Annotated in this window: 26 protein-coding genes and 1 tRNA gene; 14 read left to right on the forward strand and 13 right to left on the reverse strand. The window is 34.4% G+C overall.

All coding sequences use genetic code 11. The features are described from left to right. Positions 1–27 precede the first annotated feature (27 nt). From AC6EI0_RS08685 to AC6EI0_RS08695, 3 genes are read right to left on the reverse strand one after another with little or no spacing between them, the layout of a single operon-like run. The gene (locus AC6EI0_RS08685) at positions 28–1,209 is read right to left on the reverse strand and encodes a GNAT family N-acetyltransferase (protein WP_498522166.1); all 1,182 of its coding nucleotides are present in this window, start codon (positions 1,207–1,209) and stop codon (positions 28–30) included. A 16-nt stretch (positions 1,210–1,225) separates the two neighbouring features. Then, complete coding sequence (locus AC6EI0_RS08690) at positions 1,226–1,909, reverse strand: RibD family protein (RefSeq protein ID WP_498522167.1); 684 nt, start codon at positions 1,907–1,909, stop codon at positions 1,226–1,228. Next, positions 1,910–2,836 carry a 6-pyruvoyl trahydropterin synthase family protein gene (locus tag AC6EI0_RS08695; RefSeq protein WP_498522168.1) on the reverse strand — a complete coding sequence of 309 codons (927 nt, stop codon included), beginning with the start codon at positions 2,834–2,836 and terminating at the stop codon, positions 1,910–1,912. 52 nt (positions 2,837–2,888) lie between these two features. Between AC6EI0_RS08695 and AC6EI0_RS08700 the strand changes: the two genes are divergently transcribed. Further along, positions 2,889–3,485, forward strand: a complete 597-nt coding sequence (locus tag AC6EI0_RS08700; RefSeq protein ID WP_498522169.1) for a shikimate kinase — start codon at positions 2,889–2,891, stop codon at positions 3,483–3,485. Here the strand turns inward: AC6EI0_RS08700 and AC6EI0_RS08705 are convergent. Beyond that, entirely contained in the window at positions 3,439–3,702 is a 264-nt protein-coding gene (locus AC6EI0_RS08705; protein ID WP_498462002.1) for a CRR7 family NDH-1 assembly protein, read from the reverse strand. The genes AC6EI0_RS08700 and AC6EI0_RS08705 overlap by 47 nt on opposite strands. Before the next feature lie 22 nt (positions 3,703–3,724). On the opposite strand from AC6EI0_RS08705, the gene AC6EI0_RS08710 reads away from it, so the two are divergent. Further along, a complete protein-coding gene (locus AC6EI0_RS08710; protein WP_498522170.1) occupies positions 3,725–4,432 on the forward strand; it encodes a DUF6816 family protein in 708 nt (235 codons plus the stop codon). On the opposite strand, the gene AC6EI0_RS08715 is transcribed toward AC6EI0_RS08710, so the two are convergent. Then, positions 4,419–5,138, reverse strand: coding sequence for a glutathione S-transferase family protein (locus AC6EI0_RS08715; RefSeq protein ID WP_498522171.1), 720 nt, complete (start codon positions 5,136–5,138; stop codon positions 4,419–4,421). The two genes, AC6EI0_RS08710 and AC6EI0_RS08715, sit on opposite strands and share 14 nt — an antisense overlap. A gap of 60 nt (positions 5,139–5,198) precedes the next feature. On the opposite strand from AC6EI0_RS08715, the gene AC6EI0_RS08720 reads away from it, so the two are divergent. The 4 genes from AC6EI0_RS08720 (at position 5,199) to AC6EI0_RS08735 (ending at position 8,329) form a co-directional block, all read left to right on the forward strand. Further along, a complete protein-coding gene (locus tag AC6EI0_RS08720; protein WP_498520265.1) occupies positions 5,199–5,405 on the forward strand; it encodes a DUF751 family protein in 207 nt (68 codons plus the stop codon). Positions 5,406–5,407: 2 nt separating this feature from the next. Further along, on the forward strand, positions 5,408–5,791 hold the full coding sequence (rbfA, locus tag AC6EI0_RS08725; RefSeq protein WP_498522172.1) for a 30S ribosome-binding factor RbfA: 384 nt from the start codon (positions 5,408–5,410) through the stop codon (positions 5,789–5,791). A 17-nt stretch (positions 5,792–5,808) separates the two neighbouring features. Continuing rightward, a complete protein-coding gene (locus AC6EI0_RS08730) occupies positions 5,809–7,443 on the forward strand; it encodes a glycoside hydrolase family 3 N-terminal domain-containing protein (RefSeq protein ID WP_498522173.1) in 1,635 nt (544 codons plus the stop codon). Positions 7,444–7,543: 100 nt separating this feature from the next. Beyond that, entirely contained in the window at positions 7,544–8,329 is a 786-nt protein-coding gene (locus AC6EI0_RS08735) for a uroporphyrinogen-III synthase (RefSeq protein ID WP_498522174.1), read from the forward strand. A 2-nt stretch (positions 8,330–8,331) separates the two neighbouring features. On the opposite strand, the gene AC6EI0_RS08740 is transcribed toward AC6EI0_RS08735, so the two are convergent. Next, positions 8,332–8,784 carry an SRPBCC family protein gene (locus AC6EI0_RS08740; protein ID WP_498520269.1) on the reverse strand — a complete coding sequence of 151 codons (453 nt, stop codon included), beginning with the start codon at positions 8,782–8,784 and terminating at the stop codon, positions 8,332–8,334. 3 nt (positions 8,785–8,787) lie between these two features. Further along, the gene (gene zds, locus AC6EI0_RS08745; protein ID WP_498522175.1) at positions 8,788–10,248 is read right to left on the reverse strand and encodes a 9,9'-di-cis-zeta-carotene desaturase; all 1,461 of its coding nucleotides are present in this window, start codon (positions 10,246–10,248) and stop codon (positions 8,788–8,790) included. Between the two features lie 106 nt (positions 10,249–10,354). Here zds and AC6EI0_RS08750 point away from each other — a divergent pair, with 106 nt between their 5' ends. Both AC6EI0_RS08750 and AC6EI0_RS08755 read left to right on the forward strand, forming a co-directional pair. Beyond that, positions 10,355–10,744: a HesB/IscA family protein gene (locus AC6EI0_RS08750; RefSeq protein ID WP_498522176.1), complete on the forward strand. Its 390-nt coding sequence runs from the start codon at positions 10,355–10,357 to the stop codon at positions 10,742–10,744. A 28-nt stretch (positions 10,745–10,772) separates the two neighbouring features. Then, positions 10,773–11,192 (forward strand): tetratricopeptide repeat protein, encoded by a 420-nt coding sequence (locus tag AC6EI0_RS08755; RefSeq protein WP_498522177.1) that lies wholly within the window; start codon positions 10,773–10,775, stop codon positions 11,190–11,192. A gap of 27 nt (positions 11,193–11,219) precedes the next feature. Here the strand turns inward: AC6EI0_RS08755 and AC6EI0_RS08760 are convergent, their stop codons facing one another. Next, a complete protein-coding gene (locus AC6EI0_RS08760) occupies positions 11,220–12,149 on the reverse strand; it encodes a TIGR01777 family oxidoreductase (protein WP_498522178.1) in 930 nt (309 codons plus the stop codon). A gap of 189 nt (positions 12,150–12,338) precedes the next feature. Here AC6EI0_RS08760 and AC6EI0_RS08765 point away from each other — a divergent pair, with 189 nt between their 5' ends. Further along, the gene (locus AC6EI0_RS08765) at positions 12,339–12,602 is read left to right on the forward strand and encodes an NAD(P)H-quinone oxidoreductase subunit O (RefSeq protein WP_498522179.1); all 264 of its coding nucleotides are present in this window, start codon (positions 12,339–12,341) and stop codon (positions 12,600–12,602) included. A gap of 19 nt (positions 12,603–12,621) precedes the next feature. Here AC6EI0_RS08765 and AC6EI0_RS08770 read toward each other — a convergent pair whose 3' ends face one another. Beyond that, on the reverse strand, positions 12,622–13,275 hold the full coding sequence (locus AC6EI0_RS08770; RefSeq protein WP_498522180.1) for a J domain-containing protein: 654 nt from the start codon (positions 13,273–13,275) through the stop codon (positions 12,622–12,624). Positions 13,276–13,296: 21 nt separating this feature from the next. Next, positions 13,297–14,265: a cysteine synthase A gene (cysK, locus tag AC6EI0_RS08775; protein WP_498522181.1), complete on the reverse strand. Its 969-nt coding sequence runs from the start codon at positions 14,263–14,265 to the stop codon at positions 13,297–13,299. 143 nt (positions 14,266–14,408) lie between these two features. On the opposite strand from cysK, the gene AC6EI0_RS08780 reads away from it, so the two are divergent. The 5 genes from AC6EI0_RS08780 (at position 14,409) to AC6EI0_RS08800 (ending at position 18,286) form a co-directional block, all read left to right on the forward strand. Further along, positions 14,409–15,974, forward strand: coding sequence for an ArnT family glycosyltransferase (locus AC6EI0_RS08780; protein WP_498522182.1), 1,566 nt, complete (start codon positions 14,409–14,411; stop codon positions 15,972–15,974). Between the two features lie 83 nt (positions 15,975–16,057). After that, positions 16,058–16,318: a UPF0367 protein family gene (locus AC6EI0_RS08785; RefSeq protein ID WP_498462018.1), complete on the forward strand. Its 261-nt coding sequence runs from the start codon at positions 16,058–16,060 to the stop codon at positions 16,316–16,318. A 16-nt stretch (positions 16,319–16,334) separates the two neighbouring features. Then, complete coding sequence (locus tag AC6EI0_RS08790; protein ID WP_498523525.1) at positions 16,335–17,021, forward strand: ABC transporter ATP-binding protein; 687 nt, start codon at positions 16,335–16,337, stop codon at positions 17,019–17,021. Between the two features lie 29 nt (positions 17,022–17,050). Continuing rightward, positions 17,051–17,122: transfer RNA gene (locus tag AC6EI0_RS08795), tRNA-Asn, on the forward strand. 366 nt (positions 17,123–17,488) lie between these two features. Next, positions 17,489–18,286, forward strand: coding sequence for a response regulator transcription factor (locus AC6EI0_RS08800; RefSeq protein ID WP_498522183.1), 798 nt, complete (start codon positions 17,489–17,491; stop codon positions 18,284–18,286). Here the strand turns inward: AC6EI0_RS08800 and AC6EI0_RS08805 are convergent. From AC6EI0_RS08805 to AC6EI0_RS08815, 3 genes are read right to left on the reverse strand one after another with little or no spacing between them, the layout of a single operon-like run. Continuing rightward, positions 18,283–19,242 (reverse strand): DNA polymerase III subunit delta', encoded by a 960-nt coding sequence (locus AC6EI0_RS08805; RefSeq protein WP_498522184.1) that lies wholly within the window; start codon positions 19,240–19,242, stop codon positions 18,283–18,285. The two genes, AC6EI0_RS08800 and AC6EI0_RS08805, sit on opposite strands and share 4 nt — an antisense overlap. Continuing rightward, entirely contained in the window at positions 19,235–19,879 is a 645-nt protein-coding gene (tmk, locus tag AC6EI0_RS08810; protein ID WP_498522185.1) for a dTMP kinase, read from the reverse strand. Before tmk ends, AC6EI0_RS08805 begins: the two co-directional genes overlap by 8 nt. Then, on the reverse strand, positions 19,876–22,206 hold the full coding sequence (locus AC6EI0_RS08815) for a heavy metal translocating P-type ATPase (protein WP_498522186.1): 2,331 nt from the start codon (positions 22,204–22,206) through the stop codon (positions 19,876–19,878). Before AC6EI0_RS08815 ends, tmk begins: the two co-directional genes overlap by 4 nt. Between the last annotated feature and the right edge of the window lie 136 nt (positions 22,207–22,342).

Here is a 22,342-nt window from a genome sequence, read left to right on the forward strand (position 1 = left end):
ATTAAGTCTGTAATTTGTCTGAAGTTACTATGTAGTTGATAGCTTTGGCTCTTCGAACTTAAAAGGTACTTCATTGTTTGTAGCGTTTATTTGATCAAGCATTAATTTATTGGCTTTTGGAAGCCATTCTCTAATTAGTGAGTCCATAGGTGAGTTATACCATCTATGAAGACTTGCATTGGGTTTAGAAATAAAACCTCTTCGTTTTTTGTGACTCCCACCCGCCCCAGGATCAAAATATTTGATTTGATTTGCTATTGCCCACTCAATTGGAGAGTAATAACAAGCTTCAAAATGTAAATTATCTATATTTTCTTCTGAACCCCAATATCTCCCCCAAAGCATATTTTCGTTTTTAACACATAATGACATTCCAATAGTTTTATCAATTCCTTCTTTTTTTGCTTCAAATAAAACAATATTTTCTTTGAGGTCTGCTGATGTAAGTTCAGTGAAAAATGACTCAGTCAGGTATTTACTCCCCCATACTCCCCATCTTGAACAATGAAGCTCATAAAAATAATGCATTTTTTTTAAATTTATTACATTTATTTGTGATCCACTAACAGGCTCAACTTTTACTCCACATTTTTTTATGCTTTCTCTTTCTCTCTTGATATTTCTACGTTGATTAGAATTAAACTTTTTTAAAAAATCAGAAAAACTATTTTCTTCATTCAATTTTAATAAACTTTGTTGGTTGATCCACTTAGCGCAATTTAGAGATTCAGCTATTTTCATCCATTTAGGATCTACATATAAAAAATTACAACTTAAAATGCTATTTTGTTTGGCAAATCTATCAATTTCAGAGAATAATATATTTGTGAGATCTATGTTATTAACTCCTTCTGCAAAAAGAAAGCGATAACCTTCTATTGGACTTAGTGGACTCATCCCTATTAGCTTTGGATAATATTGAAGTCTCATGTCTTGAGCTAATTGAACAAAGGGATGATCAAATATAAATTCTCCATAACTATGAGATTTAAGATATAGAGGTGCACATGCAATTAAATTATTTTCACTCCACGCAGAGAGAAATAATGGTTGCCATCCATATTTTGCACTAACACTTTTTGATTTTTCTAATGCATTTAACCAATCCCACTTATAAAAAGGAGTTGAATTTTCTTTTAAGAAATTATTCCAAATAATTTTAGGAATCTCTTGGATTGATGAATGCCATTTAATTTTGATATTGTTCATTTCTTTTATATTAAACCTATATTAAAGATAAATTATTTCTAAAATATCTGATAAGTAATTCATTATTACCAAGCTTTTTACTTTCTTTTAGAATCCAGTTATTTTTTTCATTCATGATTGTATTTAGGTTTCTTAAGTCAGATGAAACCCAGCAGTATCCCCCTCCTAAAAGATCAGGAGTAATAGTAATTTGTAATTCATCTATTAGATCCTCTACAAGAAAAGCTGAAATAAGATTTGCGCCTCCTAGTAATACAATTTTCGCAATTCCTTTATGATATAAATCATCAAGAGAATCACGCCATGTAGATTTTAAATTTATTTTTTTATTGAATCCATTAGGAAGCATAATCTCATTTTTCTTATCTTGCTTTTGGATTAACCATTTTTGAAGTGGTTGTTTAAAAAAAAGCCAATTAGCTGGAAAATCTATTTGATTGCTGGCTATAAGAGCAATTGGCTGTTCATTCTTTCCTTCTGAAGTCCTTTGCTTTAATAAGTTTTTATTTTTAATGACACAAATTGATTGATGATCCCTCAGCGTTTGGCCTCCCATTAAAATCCCATCTGACCAAGCAAGTGATTCTTCTAGAACTAAACGATCACCAGACTGACCTAATTGTGTTTTTCCTCCTTCAGGATATGCGATACGTCCATCAATACTAGAAGCTAAAACTAATTTAACCCAATTTTTTTTCAACTATCTCAGCAAACCAATCTGATTCTTTGAGTCTTTAGTATCGATCTTTGATTCGGGTACGTTTGCATAAACCTCAGCTGCATTATTTGGACTCTCTTGTAGTTTTATCTTATATAAATTTGCCCCAATCGCATTGATTGGATTTGTTAATTTATCTGAAATATGCAATGCAATATTTTCAGCTGTGGGAACACAATTTGCAAAATAAGGAATATCTTTATTTAAAAAGGTATGATCAAAAGGCTCTACAACCAAATCATTAATTAAACTATTTAACGCAGATAAATCACATATCATTCCGGTTCTAGGATTAATCTTTCCTTTTACAGTTATATCTAATAAATAATTGTGACCATGTCCATTAGGCCTAGCACATTTTCCGAAAATTTTTTCGTTTTCGGTTTGAGGTAGATCTTCTCTGGCTAAGCGATGCGCAGCTGAAAAGTGTGTTTGAACTGTTAAATAAGCATCCATAGCATTTCCTTGATAGTCAGCCCAGAGTTTTGGGTTTTCGTAAAGGCGAAGAGACTTGAGTGGTAAGTGAGATTGAAGGCGCTCCCATATAATACGAACTAAACTTTCAGTTGTGGGAAGGCAACCTTCGGGTTTAGAAAGGTCAAACTCTGGCCATGTGTCATTTAAAAAACGAAAGTCAAGTTGACTTGTTACTTCCTTTTTTATGGCATGTTTTACATCTGAGAGGTTTAAGACCATGCCATATTTATTAAGATCCCCTTCCATGGTTACGATTAACTCGTAATTATGTCCGTGGCCAGGAGATATGGAGCATGGGCCAAACAAAGCTGAATTATCATCATCAGATAATTCAGGAAGCCTGTATAGGTGGCTTGCGCTAAAGCATGCTCGCCTTTTTATTACACAGCTTCTCCCCTCTCCATGGGGGAATTTAGATGTGATTGCTTCCATAAATTTTTCACATCAGATCACATCTTAATAACTTTTAGTTACTTCTGTCTTTATGTCCTTCAAATCAACCCCTAAAACTCTTAAAGAAAAGTTAGGTGGTCGAAATATATTTTTGATAGGAATGATGGGCTCTGGCAAAAGTCAGACGGGACCAGCTCTAGCAAAAATGATCAATTATGCTTTTGTCGATACTGATGATGTTATAGAAAAAGCTTCTAAGCAGTCTATTTCATCTATTTTTGAAAAAGATGGAGAGAAAGTTTTTAGGGATGTTGAAAAAAAAGTTTTAAAAGAAATTAGTCAACATCATTCTCTTGTAATTGCTACTGGAGGTGGTTTAGTTACATTGCCTGAAAACTGGGGCATTCTTCATCAAGGAATAGTTATTTGGCTAGATCTTGATTTAAAACGTTCACTTAAAAGATTGGAAAATGATAAAAAGAAACGCCCATTATTAACTGGGAATGATCTAGCTAAAAATTTTAGTCAGATTTATGAATCTAGAAAACCAATATATTGTGAATCAGATTTGAGAATAGAAGTTGAGGACCAATCTTCATATGAGGTCGCAACTATGATTGCTGAACATTTGCCAAGCATTCTTATTGACCCGGAGAATCAAGCCGAACGGCATACCACTGAATTGTAAAACCTGTTTTGATTTCCAGGTCGCAAGCTGTATCAAGCAAATGTTGAGCAGCTTCTGCTATTGAAGACTTACATGCAAGATCTAATGGTAATGAATCGAATTTATTTAACCAAGATTGAATCCATAAAAGAGTTTCTTCTTTATTCAGGAATTGTTCACTTTCGCCTGGAACCAAAACAACATAATTATCCATTTCTCTTATTAGCGGATCAGACATGAGACTGAAATTTTTCTTTTTTTTGATTTTTATTGTAATTCTTTTTTCTTACTCAGGTTCTACACTTGCTGAAACTATTCTGGAGAAAAATAATTTTCAACCATCTAAGCTTTCTGAACGCAAATTAATTTGGCCTGATTGGCGCTTTCCTTCTTCTATTAAGCGCCCAAAATTAAAAGATGATTTGATTTACCCTGATTGGTTTGAAGGGGTATGGGATGTTACTAGTGAGATAGTAAGTGATAAGAATCAAGAACCTATTAATCACTCAGCTAATTTCATTCAAAATAACTCGGGTAATGTAATTGCTGACCGTGAATACAACACTAAGTCTTATGCATTGAGCACAAATAGTGGTGGTTTTTTATCAGTAAAGAATGATCCTAAATCACCCAATCGTCAGTTTGCTAAATTAACAAAAGATAGGTATCTAGAGACAAAGATTATAGGAAGGCTTCAAGAACAAATAGATAAAAATATTTTTATTACTGATGAATTGATTTTACAAATTTTGCATACACCAGAATTGAGCAGGGTTAGCCAGGTCGAAACATTAACTGAGTTTAAGAAATGTGGATCTAACCAAAACAATGAGATAACTCCAAGTGAATTTAATATTTGTGGAGAACAATTTCAAGCAATTTACAACCAACCTGGACAAAATATTATTTCTGTGCCGATTAAAACAGAGAAATCTAAATTAATACTTAGAAAGACTAATCATGAGTAGTTGTTGCTAATTGATCTTCAATTAAGTCTCTCCAGTTAAAAAGATTTTGAAGACTTGGATCGTTTATATATAAAGGACAGCCTTTGCCTTTTAGACTTTCTCCAGATGAATTTGGAAATTTGAGAAGTGAAAGGTGTGATGCTACAGCAATATCAGCAATAGAAAGCTTTTCCCCAATAAGAAAGTTTTCTTGATCAATTAAATTTGATAAATATTGAAGATTTTGTTTTAGAGATTCTTTCTCTTTCTGGTTGATTAATCCAGAAATCTGATTAACAATCTTTGTAGGAATATTCATAAGAAGTTTTTGCATAGAATCCGAGATTTTGTTGGCAAATAAAGAGGAAATCAGTATTGGATTCTTCGTAAGCTCTTCCAAAAAGACAATTTTTATAGATTTTGCCAAAGTTGTATCTGCCCAATTCTCAATGATCTGGGCCTGAGAAGCTTCTTTTAGACTCTCTGGAATTAATTTTGGTACTGTTTCAATTTTCTCTAAGTGTCGTATTATTGAACTTGAGTCATAGATTGTTGTTTCCTTATCAAAAAGCACGGGTAATTTTTTCTGCCCTGTTTTCTGAAAGACATCTATTTGCCCTATGGCTGGAGTGATCTCTACGGTTCTATATTCAAGCTTTTTTGCAGCCAAAGCCATTCTTACTTTCAAGCAATAAGGTGAGTGCCTAAATTGATGAAGTACCAACATTCTATTTTTCTTCAAATGGTTAGCAGATTAGCTATTAATTCAGTCTTTTGGTGGTAAAAAATGGGTGAGTTTTTTTCTAATGTTTCTCGATATCCCAAATATCTCATCACAATAGTTTTGGGGGTTTTTGCTGCTGCAATTTCTCCATTAATTAAACGAGGTAGTAATCCGATCACAGCGATTGCTCTTGTTGGGGCGCTGTTAAGTGGACTTCTGACAATAATTTTCTTATTAAAGGCTATGGCTTTCCCTGCACCAATTACTTAGTTATGGCTAATTCAAGAAGGGTAGAAAAATTAGCAGCTTTACTAAAAAGGGAAGTTAGTGAACTTTTAGTTAATGGGGTTAGAGATGAAAGAATTCATCAAGCTATGATCACCATTACCTCTGTCGAGGTCTCCGGTGACTTACAGCATGCAAGAATTTTTATAAGTCTTTTTGGCGAAGAGAAAAAAAAAGCTGAAGTACTTATTGGTTTAGAGGAAGCAAAGCGATTTATTCGTGCTGAGCTTGCTCGAAGGCTTCAAATGAGACGGTCCCCTGAGCTTGTTTTTAAGATTGATAAAGGTATGATAAAAGGCCCTGCAGTTTTAGATCTTTTAAATTCATTAGAAATGGAGCGTCAAAGTAAAGATATAGGTAAGGACTTATAGATTAATAAATATTTTTGATGAATAAGTCTGATCTTAGAAGACAAGTTGCTGAATTATTCATAGTTAGAGCAAGTGGATTTAATCTTGATTCCCAACGTTTATATCCTCAATTAGAAGAATCTAATTCAAATCTTAAGAGACTTTTAGAAGAAGGTGTTGGTGGAGTTATTCTTTTAGGAGGAACTATAAAAGAATTAGAAATTCGATGCAATGTCTTAAAAAACTGGTCAGGTAAGCCTCTTCTTTTATGCGCTGACATTGAGGAAGGTGTTGGTCAAAGATTTTATGGAGGAACCAAGTTTATTCCTCCAATGGGTATCGCTCAGATTTATAAAAAAGATCATAAGCTAGCAATTTCTATTTCTGAGAAAATCGGTTATTTTACTGGTAAAGAAGCAAAATATATTGGTTTGAATTGGTTGTTAGCACCAGTTTGTGATATCAATAACAATTCAAATAATCCAGTTATAAATCTAAGAGCTTGGGGAGAAGAACCTGAAACAGTAAAAAGTTTAACTTGTGCGTTTCTTAGGGGTGTTTCTAGATCAAAAATATTGACTTGTGCGAAACATTTTCCTGGGCATGGAAATTCCGAAGTTGACTCTCACTTGGATTTGCCCGAGATACAGAAAGATTTATATAAATTAGAAAAATTTGAGTTAATTCCATTTAAGTCTTTAATCAATCAAGGAATAAATAGTATCATGATTGGACATTTGCTTTTGTCAAATATTGATCCTATTTACCCTGCAACGCTCTCAAAAAGATTGGTTACTGATTTATTACGTACAAAATTAAAATACGATGGTTTGGTCGTCAGCGATGCGTTAGTTATGAATGCAATATCTAATAAATATAGTAGTGGCATGGCTGCAGTCTTGGCTTTTGATGCAGGGATTGATTTGATTATGATGCCAAAAGATATAAATGAGGCAATTGACTCTCTTACTGATGCTTTTTATTCAGAAAAAATTTCTTTAGAAAGGTTACATATATCTAGAGAAAGAAGAAAGAAACAACTTGATTTAATTAGTAATGAAAATCATTTAGAACAAGAGGAATTGAGGAATGATGATATTAAAAATAAATTTTCATTGGATGCCTATAAATTTAGTAAATCTATAATAAAAAATTCAATTTATATCAGAGAAGAAAGTATTATAAAAGCTGAAGTTAATGATATTAATCTTATACAAATTGATAATTTTGATCAAATATCTAATAAATTTTTTCCTGCATTAGATCTACCTAAGGCAGTAGGGTTTAAAAATTTAATTATACATCCACTTGGTATCAGTCCATGGCAAAAAACTAATAAAAAATATTTACAATTAGAGCTATTTGGTAATAGTAAAATTCTTATTCAGCTTTTTGTAAGAGGTAAACCATTTATCGGTTTAGATTATCATAATGATCATTGGGTAGATGCGATAAAAAATTTAGAAATAGAGAAAAGATTATCTGGTGTAATAATATATGGATGTCCATATTTGTATGATAAAATCAAGAAAGCTATTCATAATTCTATTCCTTTAGCTTATAGTCCTAGTCAAATAGAGGAAGCACAAAAACAAATTTTAACTCGTATTTTGCAATCAAAAATTGTTCAAAAGGAAATTGATAAAACATCAAATAATGAATTTACTGATTAAAAATTGCTTAATCAACAATTTAGTATTCAAGAAAAACCTTATTAATATTTAAATAACTGGATAGTTATTCTTTAGACTTCCTAGAAAGAAGCATACAGAAATGTCTTTAACCGAAAGGAAGATAATTATTACTCGAGCCCAAGAACAGACTTCAGAGGCTCGTGAAATCTTTCTAAAAAATGGAGCTGAGGTATTTGATCTTCCTTCATTAGTGATCGGACCTCCAGCTGACTGGACTCCTTTAGATGATGCCTTAAAGGAAATTAATACCTTTGACTGGATAATCTTTTCTAGCGCAAATGGTGTTCGAAATGTTGAAGATAGAATGAAACAAATCAACTTGTCTTTGTCAAAAATTTCTAACACTATTCAAATCGCCGCTGTCGGAAGAAAAACAGCTTCTTTGTTATCAGATATGGATGCAAAGATTAGCTTTGTTCCTCCTCACTTTGTTGCAGATAGCTTGGTTGAGTATTTCCCTCAGAATCCCAAAGGTTTAAAATTATTTATTCCCAGAGTGCAGACTGGAGGCAGATCAGTATTGTCTGACTCTTTTAAATCACAAGGAGCAAAGGTTACAGAAGTAGCTGCTTATGAATCTTCCTGCCCTAAAGATATACCTCGAAAGACTATAGACGCTTTGAATAGTGGGGAAATAGATATTATTGCTTTTACTAGTGGTAAAACAGTAATAAATAGTGTCCGCTTATTTAATAAATACTTTGGTGAAAGTTGGTTGAAATTAATTGAAAAGATTAAGATTGTTTCTATTGGACCTCAAACAACTATTAGCTGCAAAAAACTCATTAGAAAACCTGATAAAGAGGCTTCCCCTCATGATCTAGAAGGCTTGTTGCAAGCTTGTTTAAAACTAAAATTTAATTGAATTTATGATGATTTTTCAACGAGCTCTTTAAACCCATCAAGATTTTTTTGTAATTCTTTTGTGACCATTCCTCCAAGAATATTTGCTTTCATTAGATTTGCTAAAACTTGAGGTAATTCATAAGATATTTTTAATTTAACTACAGTTTTAGCAATTTCTTCATTATAAAATCTTACTGAACCCTTAGTAGGTAAACCTCCAACTGATTTCCATTCCAATTTCTCTGCTTCTACTCTTTCAGTGATTTGAGCTTTCCATTTAAAACGAAAGCCATTGGCTGCAAGCGTCCACTCCGTTAAATCAGGAAGTGTGGAGGTTTTTTCGTCGACTGTTTTAACAGACTCGATCCAAGTCATCCACAAAGGCATCGAATCTAAGTCACTCCAAAACTTCCAGACTAGTTCAACTGGAGCATTAATTTCACTTATCACGGTGTGATCAAGCCACTTTCCCATTTCTTAAGCAACCGATGAATTTTTTGCTAGTGAAACAGACTTTGAGAGCATTGCTGAGGCAGCAAGATGACCGCTCATTGTTGCTCCTTCCATAGAGTCAATGTAGTCCTGTTTTGTGTAACTGCCTGCCAAGAAGAAATTACTAAAAGAGGTTTTTTGATCTGGCCTATATGGCTCCATTCCAGGTGCCTCTCTGTAGAGAGAATGTGAAACTTTTACCACATTGCTCCATAGAAGATTCAGGCTTCTAGAAGAGGGGAAAAGGGCCCTGACCTGTAGATCTGTATGTTTGACAATTTCGTCTGAAGACTTTGTAATCCAAGGATCACCGGGGGTTAACACACATTGAAGTAGCGAACCCTGGCCATCTTTTTTATAGTCTTCTGGGCTTGATAAAGCTAAATCTGCAAAACAACTAAAATCAGCATCGGCTGTGTATAACAAATTGTCTAAACCAGATGGACTTTTTAGGTTTCTTTTAGCTTGTTCATTGTTGACCTCGGTTACCCAGCCATTATATCTAAGTTGTACTGTTGCGACTGGTACAGCATCGAGCTTGAAAAGTGAGTCGAACTCTTTAAAACGTCTCCATGATCTAGGAATGATTCTTTTAATACCAGATACATCACAAGCAGCTAAATATTTGTCTGCTTGAATTTTTTTCTCTCCTTCTGGGGTTTGAAGAGTTAATCCAGTCACAGATGGTTGGTAGGAATCCTCTGAATGAATTTCTTTAACAATATTCTCTAGGTGAAGTCTTCCGCCTCTTTGTTCGATGTAATTGAGTATTGGTTTGGTGAGCCATTTGTGGGGTGAGCCCTTTAATAGGTTTAGTTTGGAGGCCTCTGTTTTTGAAGCGAACATCATAAAGATGGTAAGCATGCATCTTGCTGAAATGGCTTCGCAATCAATAAATCCCAGAGCATATGCAATAGGATTCCACATCCTTTCGATACTATTTAAGCTTCCTCCATGGTTAAGAAACCATTGTTGAAAACTTATAGAATCTAGTGATCGTATTGTTTTCATCGCACCCTCGTAGTCAATAAGCCCTCTTACAATTGGACTTGTTCCAAGAGCAAGAGCATTCCTTAGTTTGTCAATCCAATTTAATTGAGGTGTAGTGAAGAAGGCTTTTAAGCCGTTAAAAGGAGCTCCTGCAAAAAATCGAAAATCAAGCGATTTAATGTCACCGCCCTTATTGACAAAAAGATGAGTGTGATCTTTTGGTAAAAGATTTTCCAAGGCCCCTACTTTTCTCATTAATGCAAACAGATTGGCATAGTTGAAAAAGAAAACATGTAAGCCCATCTCTATGTGATTGCCATCGGAATCTTCCCAGCTTCCAACTTTGCCTCCCATAAATGGTTTTGCTTCATATAGGTCGACCTCATGTCCTTCATCAACAAGGTCAACTGCAGCAGTCAAGCCTGCTAAACCTGCACCTATTATTGCGATTTTCACTCGTTTAATTAGATGGATACACTAACTCTATGAATAAAAACTCTTTTTTGGCACTTTTAAAATCGAATATAATTAATAGAGTGTCATTAAAGTTCAGAAAAAAACAATGAGTGAATCAAACGCACCGCCTAAAACTCATAAAGCTCAAGATGGTAAGGGAGTACTTATAACCACTCCTGCATTGGATCAGTTGTCTAGACTTTGCAAAGAACAAGGCTCAGGGAAACTATTGAGAGTGGGAGTACGTTCGGGAGGATGTAGTGGTATGAGTTACACAATGGACTTTGTATCTACTGATGATATTCAAAAAGATGATGAAGTTTATGAATATTCAGTAGCTGGTAGTTCGTTTAAAGTTATTTGTGATCCAAAAAGTCTTTTATACATATATGGCATGCAGTTAGATTTCAGTACAGATTTAATTGGTGGAGGCTTTAACTTTACTAATCCCAATGCATCACAAACTTGTGGCTGTGGAAGTTCCTTTGCAGTTTAACTTTGACTAAAGAATTTTTAAATTAACAATGGATCAATCAGAGCAAAGCCTTTTTGAAGAAGCCCTTAATCGCTATAAAGCTGGTGCGCCAGCAGAGGAATTGATTGAAGATTTTCAGACAATAGCTTCTACTACACCAAATAATGCTGCGGCTTGGACATGCTTGTCTTGGTTGCAATTGTTATGTGATTTGCCGCAGGAAGCTTTGCGATCCGCGCGGTATGCAGTGAAACTTAATGGCCAAGATCCACAGTCAAGAATAAATTTGAGTCTTGCACTATTAGAAACTAATTCTAAGGGGGTTAGAGATCATATTGATTATGTAAAAAGAGCTATGTTCGTTCTTCCTGAATTAGAAAAAGAATTAAAAGAATCATTTGAAGATGGTCTTTCAAGAAAACCTAATTGGAAAACGTTACTTAAAATCAAAAATTGGTTAGACCTTTGATGCTTGAAAGGGATTCCTTTAAAAAATTTAATTTAATATTGCTTGAAAAGCATCATTAATAGTAGGAAAACTGAATTTAAATTTAAGCTTATTCAATCTTTGATTACTTACATTTTGTCCCTCTAAAACCACACGAGCTCCATCTCCTAAAATTAACTTCAATATTGGACCCGGCACTGCTAGAAGACTTGGTCTACCAAGTACTTGACCAAGTGAAGAAGAAAACTCATTCATTCTCACAGGATTTGGTGCAACCCCATTGATGACACCTGACCAAGCAGAATTTTTGATGCTTTCGCTAATTAGATTACAAAAATCTGTTCTGTGTATCCAGCTCATCCATTGCTTACCATCTCCTATGGGGCCTCCTAGACCAGCTCTAAAAATGGGAAGCATTTTCCCAAGTGCTCCGCCATCCTTAGCTAACACGATGCCTATTCTTATAATTACAAGTCTTGTCGATCTTGGTTTGTTTTTTGCAATAGATTCCCATTCATTACATAAACTCGCTAAGAAATCATCACCAGAAATGCTCTCTTCTGTGAATTTAGTTTGAGGATGAGAGCCATAAAAACCAATTGCCGAAGCATTGATAAGAACTTTCGGGGGTTTTTTTTGATTGCGTAGGTTTTCAATAAGATTTTTTGTAGTCTCTATGCGACTGTTTTTAATTTCCTTACATTGGTTTTCAGTCCATCTTTTCTCAGCAATTGGTTCGCCAGCAAGATTTATAACCCCCTCGCAGCTTTTCAACGAGTTTTGAATTTCTTCTTTACTCCAAGAAGAAGAATCAGCCGGATTCATTTGTATGACATTGATACTTTGATCATTGGCTATGGCTTTAAATCTCTCTTTAGATTGTCTAGATAAGACTGTGAGGCTGTGTCCTTCTTTGATTAGCAACGGAATTAATTCTCTACCGATAAAACCAGTACATCCGGTAAGTAGTAATTTCATGATTTCACTAATTAGATTGAATCAGCTTAGAGGTATTTTGATTAATTTATGGTGTTGATCAATCAAGAATATTTGCTTTATGGAATTTGCAATTAATTAATGACATGATTTTTACCATTTTGTTTTAACTGCTATTCTTTATTTGAATATTTGAATTAAGTCATTAGCCTTTTTTACTAATTATTTGAAATGTCAGAACAAACCGGAAAAGAAGATGATTCACAATCTCCTCCAAAGATAAAAAAGAAATTAAAAAAAGGAGATCTTGTAAAAGTTGATCGTGAAAAATACTCTAATAGCTTAGAGTCCAAATCGAGTGACACTAATTTACCTGAATATATTTTTCAAGGACCTGGAGAAGTATTGTTGATTAAAGGTGACTATTGTCAAGTTAGGTGGAGAAGACCAGTTCCTGATGTTTGGATATGTTCTGATCATGTAGTCTCATATTAATAAATTAAAAAAATCTAAACTATGATATAAGCCATTCTTTTTTATTACTTTGTAAAAACTTTCTTTTTTTCTTCGCAAGAGCGATCATTGCTTTTCCATCATGTAGATAATTGTCTACATAGCCCATTGTGTATCGTTCTAATTCATTAACTCCATCCTCAACATGTGAAAAGCAATGATAGAGCTCCAAACTGAAATTGCTAATAAATGATGGACTTGCAAAAGATGTGTAAATATTTTTAACCTTAGTTATTTTATTTCTACTTTTCTCAAGATATAGACAGAAAGAATCCATTAATATTTGATCATATGGATCAGCTGATAAATCTCTTATTTTGGATGCTAAAGGATTAATTATTTCTCCTAATAATCTATCAATCGGTAGATATACATTCTGGAACCATTTTTTTATATCTTCAGATTTAATATTATTAATAGTCTCTCTTTTATTTTTACTCTGGTTATAAACTTTTGAACCATTAGCATTATTTAAATTAAGATCTTTATGTTGTTTCCTTAGTATTTGCCATGCTGAGTTGATTTCGAGCATTACTGCTGAATCACCTCCTTTATCGGGATGGTGTATTTTAACAAGTTTTCTATATGCTTTTTTAATCTCTTCTAATTTTGCACTGGGATGAACTTTTAAGATTTGATATGGGTCTTTGCTCATTCTTAAATTCTTATTTCATTTTTAGAGGTACTCATTCCCTTTTACTGGGTTTGAGGGGATGGATGTAAACATAGTGGTTGATAGATATCTTTCACCAAAACTAGGTAAAATAACAACTAAGCGCTTATTTGTAAATTCAGGATGATTGCCTACTTTTAAAGCAGCGGCTACTGCAGCACCACTGCTGACACCACTAAGCAATCCTTCTTCCTTGGCAAGTCTTCTTCCTATGTCCATTGCTTCATTGTCATTGATTCTTATGACTTCATCAATTTGATTCATATCTAATACATTAGGGATGAAACCAGCACCAATGCCTTGTATCGCATGAGATCCAGGATTTCCTCCTGAGAGCACAGGGCTTGAAGAAGGTTCAACAGCAAAAACCTTGATTTTTGGATTTTGTTGTTTTAAAAATCGTGCACAACCTGTGATTGTTCCTCCTGTTCCCACTCCAGCAATTAATGCATCAAGCTTGCCTTCACAATCTTCCCAAATTTCTTCAGCGGTAGTTTTCTCATGAATATCAGGATTGGACAAATTATCGAATTGCTGCAGCAAATATGCATTAGGTATTGAAGCAACTAATTCCTTCGCTAAATGAATAGCTCCTTGAATTCCCTCTTTGCCAGGAGTTAGTTGAAGTTCTGCTCCAAATGCTCTCAACATTGAGCGTCGTTCAGTACTCATTGTGTCAGGCATTGTAAGTATCAGTCGATAACCCTTTGCTGCGGCAACCATCGCCAAGGCAATTCCTGTGTTTCCGCTTGTTGGTTCGATAAGAACGGTATGGCCAGGTTTAATGGTGCCTTCTTTTTCTGCTGATTTGACCATTGCGCCAGCTATGCGGTCTTTTACGGATGCTGTCGGGTTGAAACTCTCTAATTTAGCTACTATTTCAGCCCTACAATTAAATTCACCTGGTAATCGATTCAATTTGACCAAGGGTGTTTGGCCAACTAAAGAAGTTATGTCATTTGCAATTGGCATGGTTTTATTTTAGAAACAGGGATCAGTTACGTGGCAAAAGTTATTTAATAATTCAAGTCTTTTTTAATAATGCTTGAAAATTTGTTATTCAAAAGCTTTATTGGTCTTTTAGAGATATAAATAGGTGGAATATTTTTTTGATATTGACCGAGAGCATATCCCACAATTATCGGCTTCCAATTGTATGGATTTTTCTTTTTTGGACCATAGCTTGTGGAATAGCATTTGTCTCTTTGGGAAATTTGCCTTTAAGAGATTTCGATGAAGCAACTGTTGCAAGAGTTGCATTGGAATTAAACCAAAAAAGTGGACTAGAACGTTTGCTTCCCTCTATATGGGACCGGCCTTATTTGAATAAACCGCCTGGCTTGCATTGGATGATATCTTTTGCGATTGGAATTAGTCGAAATTTACAAAATAATTTTAAATTACTACCCTCTGAATTTTGTATAAGATTTTTCCCGGCACTTTTTTCTACATTTGTTGTTCCATTGGGAGCCCTGATTCAGTGGAATTTGCGTCCTAAAGATCGAATTTCTTGCATTACTACATCAGCAATTTTATTGACTTTATTGCCAATTATTAGGTATGGGCGAATGGCAATGTTGGATGGAACGCAGCTTAGTGCTATTGCACTTTTATGGTTTTGCTTATCATCTATAAAAAATAATAAGTCGAATAAATTTAATTTTTTAGGAGCTGGGTTTGCCTGTAGTTTTATACTTTTACTTAAAGCTCCTGTAATTATCCCTGCACTATTTGCATCTTTATTACCTTTAATCTGGGAATATAAATCACAAAAATATTTTAATAATTTTTCATGGGCCTGGTTCTTTTATGGACTAATTCCAGGTTTTGCTTGGCATTTATGGAATATCTTTTCATACGGGTCAGGAGCTCTCTGGCTCTGGTGGGGAGATGGAGCAGGAAGAGTTTTGTTTGAAAAAGGATCAGGAAGTGATCTGGGATTTTTGGTGCCAATAATTGAAATACTTGAAGGGGGTTGGCCTTGGATTCTTGTATGGCCAATTGGTTTTTTATGGGCATGCTTTAGTCTCAATACTCGTTGGGGAGTTTGGGCTTTTAGTACTCAGATCATTATTGCTGGAAGTATTTTACCCTTAAAAATGCAACTGCCTTGGTATATACATCCGTTTTGGTTGCCTTTCGCTTTAATATGTGGCCCCCCAGTCTCTTGGTTAATTGAAAGGAAAGGTAATGATTATCTTTTTGCTAAAAAGATATTAAGTAAGATTCCGTACGTATTAACTTTGATTGGATTATGCTTAATTGTTTTTTCTTTATTAATTAAATTCAATATTCTGAATTTTGGAGAGGGTTACTTCAATATAATTTTTTATATAAGTTTAGGTTGGTGTACGGGAGGATTGTTATTATCTAATTCAAGAAGAAATATTAGAAAAGTTGGTTTTGTTGGAATAATTTTTGGAAGTATTATTACTTTATTCTTTTTCGTGAGCTCTAAATTTTGGTTATGGGAAATAAATGAGAATTGGGATGTAAGACCAGTAGCTGAATTCTTATCTAGCTTTCCTGATCAAACAATATATATTCGAAATAGCTTCGAGCGTCCAAGCTTAAATTGGTATGCTCAAAAACAAATAAAAAGTTTTAACGATAAAAATCAAACTAATTGCAACCTAATTAAGAAAACAAATGATTGGGATCTTTTTACATGTAATGATTAAATAAAATATTATTATTCTGATATTTTTCACTTCTTCTGCATTTGTTTGTAAGAATTAAATGGTTATTAGGTTTTTAAAAACAAGTGTATTGTATTGAGCTTACTATTAAATTAAGTCCTTTGCCTTTGGTGGTACAAAGAAAAGAGCATGGAGATGCTCAGAGACTTTATTCTGAAGTAATTGATTCGATAAAAAAAGGCAATCAAAGCCTTTTAGAATTGACTTGTGAAAAAGTTGAAGATAAAAGAATTACTGTTCTTGTGAGTGAAATATCAGCTGTTCAGATTTATGAAAAGACCAGTAGCAGTTCTAGTAAGAGGCCTGGATTCTCATTCCAGGATTAAAAAATAGGGGGTTTGAATTTTGAAATCAACTTGGTCTGGTCACTTGGAATTCGATAAAGTTTCTTTTTCTTGGCCCTATGGAGTCAATGTTATTGATCAATTGTCTTTCTCAATTGTAAAACCTGGTTTGTGGATGATAGTGGGTGAAAATGGGAGCGGTAAAAGTACATTGTTTCGCTTGATCAGTGGGGTAATTCGCCCTAAAAGTGGAAAAATATACTGTTCGCTTAGACCATCAATGGTTTTCCAAAATCCAGATCATCAATTGCTCATGCCAACATGTAAAAGTGAATTAATGCTAAGCGTTCCTAAAACCATTCCACATAGCAAATTATTTGATTTGATTCAGTCTGCTCTTGAAAAAGTGGATTTAGGAGAAATGTTGGACAGACCAATTCATACCTTGAGTGGTGGCCAAAAGCAGCGATTAGCTCTTGCTAGTGCAATTGTCAGCAATTCAAATTTACTGTTACTTGATGAGCCCACAGCGCTACTGGATCCTCAAAGTCAAAATTCAGTTTTGAAAGTTGTGCAGAAGTTGACAAGTTCCTCAACGGAACCAGTAACGGCAATATGGGTGACTCATCGCTTGGAGGAATTATTTTTTTGTGATGGGGCCGCAATAGTTAAAAATGGATGTATAAGTAAATGGGATTCTGGTTCAAAAGTGTTCCAAGAATTAAAATCACTTGCCGTTAGGTAGCTGGCAAGGTTAAGTTCTTAATGTCTCAATCCTCGGTAGCTCAGCGGTAGAGCGATCGGCTGTTAACCGATTGGTCGCAGGTTCGAATCCCGCCCGGGGAGTTTAAAAAACAAATTTAAATTTGTTTAACCCTTTAAAATTAGATTTTCTAGTTGCTGAACTGAAAAACAAATATTTCTTGATTTGTAAGATAAAAACAAATCTCATTGATTTATTTATGAACATTTTTTCTTCCAGTTTTGAGAATTCCTTAACAGTAGAGCCCTGGAATCGGAAGACTTTCTAAAGACAGTTAATTTATTTTTCTCCTTTTCAAGTCTAAAAAACAAGTCAGGGCATATGATTTGCACGATTAAGGTATGGAAAAACGAATTTTCCGAATTCTGCAATAAAAACAAAATTTTGAGAGAATCATATGAAAATTTAGTAATCGCTCTTGCGGGTACTTTTAACTTGGTCATTTATCAATGAAGCCTTGCATTTTACTTATTGAAGACGACCAAGATATGAGAGATCTGGTTGCAGGGCACCTTGAGCACACTGGTTTTGATGTCCAAAAAGCTGAAGATGGTATCAAGGGCCAAGCACTTGCTTTGCAATACGCTCCTGATCTAATTCTTCTTGATTTAATGCTTCCCAAAGTTGATGGTTTAACTCTCTGTCAACGTTTAAGAAGAGATGAGAGAACAGCGGGTATTCCTATTCTCATGATCACAGCGCTAGGGGGCATAAAAGACAAAGTCACTGGTTTCAATTCTGGTGCAGATGATTACATCACAAAGCCATTTGACCTAGAGGAATTACAAGTCAGGATCAAGGCATTATTAAGGAGGACAAATCGTGCTCCAATGGGAAGTAATAATCAGCAAGAAATACTCAATTATGGTCCTCTCACACTTGTTCCTGAGAGATTTGAGGCGATCTGGTTCGAATCACCAGTACGTTTGACTCATCTAGAATTTGAATTGCTCCATTGTTTGATGCAAAGACATGGTCAGACAGTTGCACCTTCATTAATTCTAAAAGAAGTTTGGGGTTATGAACCTGATGATGATATTGAAACCATACGTGTGCATGTAAGACATTTAAGAACCAAACTTGAACCTGATCCTAGAAAACCAAGATTCATTAAAACTGTCTATGGTGCTGGATATTGCTTGGAATTACCAACTGGAGAAAAAATAAAAGAAATTCAGCCGTTAATAATTCAAGCTAGAGAAGCTAGTGCTGTTAAAGAGAATACTGATGAAAAAGTGATTGCTTAATCAATCAAATTAATTTCTAATAATGTTACTTCCCAAGCAAGTCTCGGTTGAACGTAATTTAATAATTGTTTTCTCAGTTCTTCGAGTTTTTTGATTATATTTGAGTTTTTTTGTTTTATCCAAATTCTATTTTGTTCGAAATCAATTAACCACAATTGCTGCTCTATATTAAGTTCATCAGTGATTTCTTTTGCTAATGTTAGTAATTTAATTTGGTTATCTAACCTGATTTCTAGTTTTTGTCTTAACGGACTTGAAATTTCTAACCAATATTGGAGATTTATTAGATACCGTCCAGGAGATCCATGTGAAAAATCGATTAGTTCCTTAATTTCTTCATTTGGAATATTATCTATTTCTCGTGCAAACTCTGATTGCTGAATGATTTTATTAACGTGATTATCATTTAGGCGTTCAAATGGGACTATTTGACATCTAGATCTAATAGTTGATAATAATTTCTCTGGTCTTTGAGTGATAAGAATAAATAATCCTGTATTTGTGTCTTCAAGAGTTTTTAATAATGCATTGGATGCAGACTCATTTATTCGCTCAACATCTTCAATTAAAACAATGCTTCTTTCTGCACCGAATGGCTTTTTCCCTAAGAATTCGATTATATCTTTAATTTGATTAAGCCTTATTTGTGGTCGTGATTTGATGCTTATATTTTCGGACTTTGCTTTTGTTTGTGAAATAGTTTTACCTTGCACTATATAAGAAGGTTCTATCCATAATAAGTCAGGATGATTATTACTTTCTATTTTTCTTTTTGTACTCCCTTTATCAAAACTCCTATCAAGAAGAGTATTAATAAAAACTTTTGCAGTTTTTTTTCTTCCAACTCCCTCTGGTCCAGCAAATAAATAAGCAGGAGCAATATGTCTTTTAGAGATGGCGGACTTTAAAATTTCAATTGCTAAATCTTGCCCATATATAGTTTCAAAGTTATTCATGTAATTTGCTTTTTGACAACTTTTTTATCTCCGATTTTATCTTGGATAAAATTTCTTTTTTGGAATCCATAGCAGATATGCGTTTCCATTTATTTTCTTCACATAAAGCCCTAAAGCCAAGAGAGACATTGGATAAAAACTCTTTGCCTTCTTTTTCCATTCGATCATCTTCTATATTTATTCTTCTTTTGATACTCTCTTCCACAGGTATATCTAGTAGAAATGTAATGTCTGGAGAAATATCTTGAGTAGCAATGATTTCTAGGTCTTTGATTAACTTGATATTTAATTTTCTACCATAACCTTGATAAGCAAGTGTGGATCCACAAAATCTATCGCTTATTACCCAATCCCCTTTGTTTAAAGATGGGCGAATAATTTCGTTGATGTGTTGAGCTCTATCTGCGGCATAAAGTAAAAGCTCTGTAATTGAATCCGGGCTGTATTCTTTAGAGGTATCTAATAAAAGTGATCTCAAGGATTTTCCTAGTTTAGTCCCGCCTGGCTCTCTAGTGATAACTAATTGATTATTTTCAGGAATCAGATCAGTCTCAAGAAGCCATTTTGATAATTGATTGATTTGAGTGGTTTTGCCAGAGCCATCAATACCCTCAAAAACAATAAACTTTCCTTTCATTTTGACTTCAATGAAATGGCATTAAATACAACACTTATTGAGCTCAAAGCCATTAGTAAAGCTGCCAAGGGAGGTGATAGTAATAAGCCTGATGATGGGAGAAGTAATCCTGCAGCTATTGGTAAAGCAATTAGGTTGTATCCAAATGCCCACGCAAGATTTTGTCTTATTTTGAGCATTGCTTGTCTCGAAAGTTGCAAAGCATTGGGTAGAGCCTCCAAATTTTCTCCGAGTAAAACAAGATCAGCAGAATCCTGAGCTATTTGAGTTCCTGTTCCTATTGCTACTCCTAAGTCTGCGGAAGCAAGAGCTGGAGCATCATTGATTCCATCACCAACCATTGCAACTAAGCCATTTTTCTTTAGTTCATTTAACTTATTAAGCTTGCCTGAAGGTAACATTTGCCATTCAATTTGCTTTGAATTAAACCCTAATTTTTTTCCTAGAGATAAAACTGCTGAATCTCTATCACCACTGAATAAACTCAATGAAAAACCTTTTGAGCGTAATTTGTTAATTGAAAGTAAAGCATCTTTTCTTAATTGATCATCTATTAAGAAAAAACCTAATAATCTACTCTCCCGAGCAACTGCAACTACTGACTGAGCTTTTCTTTTTGAATGCATAAAATGTTGTTCAATTATTTCATTCCATTGAACTCCCTCACTTCTTATCCATTCTGGCGTTCCGACTCTAATCAATCCCTCTAAATTATTAATTTTGCCTGATAAGCCTTTCCCTGCAAATGTAGTTGAGGAAGTGACTTTCTCTAATTTAATTTCTTTTTTATGCGCTTCTTGAATAATTGCTTGTGCGAGAGGGTGTCGACTATCTTGTTCGATGCTTGCGGCTAATTTGAGCATCTCATCCCTAGATGAATCTTGGTTTTCCCATGAGCCAACAATTAAAGGCCTTCCAATTGTCAGTGTTCCTGTTTTATCAAAAACGATCTGGCTGATTTTGGATGCCATCTCTATCACATCTCCGCCCTTGAAAAGCCAACCTCTTTTTGCAGCTTCCCCAGAGGCAACAGTTATTACTGTTGGCGTCGCAAGACCTAGAGCACATGGACAGGCAACAACTAAAACGGCTATTGACAATTGAAATGAGAGACCAATTGGTGTTTGCGTTGTATTCATTAAATGATCATGCAAATGATGACTTTGCATGAAACCCTGATTAGAGACTTCTAAAACTTCTGGCCATATTCTTGTTCCTATCTTCCACCAAAAAAGAAAAGTAAAAAAGGAGAGAGTTGTCACTGCATAGCAAAAAATTCCTGCAACCTTGTCTGCTAATCCTTGAATTGGGGCTTTTCTTGCTTGGGCTTCTTCAACTAAATTTATGATCTTTGCTATTGCAGTATCAGAACCTATTTTTTGTACCTCTAAAATAATAGTTGATTCTAAATTTAAGCTTCCAGATGGGAGCTCGACACCAGGTGATGCCTCTAATGGTAAGGATTCACCAGTCAGACTTGAGATATCTACTGCCGAATTACCCTTTACAACTAAACCATCAACAGGGATTCTATCTCCTGCTAATAATTGAATTTTTTCTCCTGGCCTTAGAGCGCCTATTCTTATCTCACGGGTTTGATTGTTATCTAAAACCAGGTTGGCTATGTCTGGCTGTAACTTGGCTAATTCTTTTAATGCTGTACCTGTGTTTACTCGAGCTCTTTCTTCTAAAAAACGTCCTAATAAAACAAATCCAAGTAACATTACCGGCTCATTAAAAAAACATGGCCAACCAACTTTTGGCCAAATTAAAGCAGTTATACTTGCTAAGTACGCACTTAGTACTCCAAGACTAACTAAGGTATCCATGGTCGGCGTAAGATTAATAGCCGCCTGGAAACCTGCTTTTAAGATTCCCTTTCCTGGGCCTAGTAAAGCAAATGTCGCAAGTGCTGCATGAAAAGGTAATGAACCAATCAGAGGAATGGATATTTGTTGCCCCTCTACTAAATGTCCCAATCCAGAGAGAATGAGAAGTGCAGTAGCTACTATTAGTTGTCGCCATTTATCCCATAAAGTTTGATTGTCATTTTTTTCTAATTCAATATTATTTGAAATCGTTTGGTAATCTCTTTCCTTAGCAGGAAAACCCTTAGATGAAAGAGTTCTTATTACATCATTTAAGGAATTATTAAGTTCTTTAAGTTCTACAAAAGCTGTTTTTGTAACTAAATTAACGCTCGCATTACTTATGTTTGGGTCGCTTTTAAGGATTTTTTCGACTGCCTGTACACAACTTCCGCATTTCATCCCATCTACATCAAGCAAAATTGAATTTTTGCTTTGTGCAATTTTTTTGTTGCTCAAGGGAATATAAATACTTGATACTTATTCTAAATTTAATAAATAAATAGCATGTTGCATTTATTTAATAATTTATTAATACATATAATTAGTTACATTTTATATATCCATTTTTTCTATTTCCAACCACGATAGAATA

It is taken from the genome of Prochlorococcus sp. G5PB11 (genome assembly GCF_059772425.1).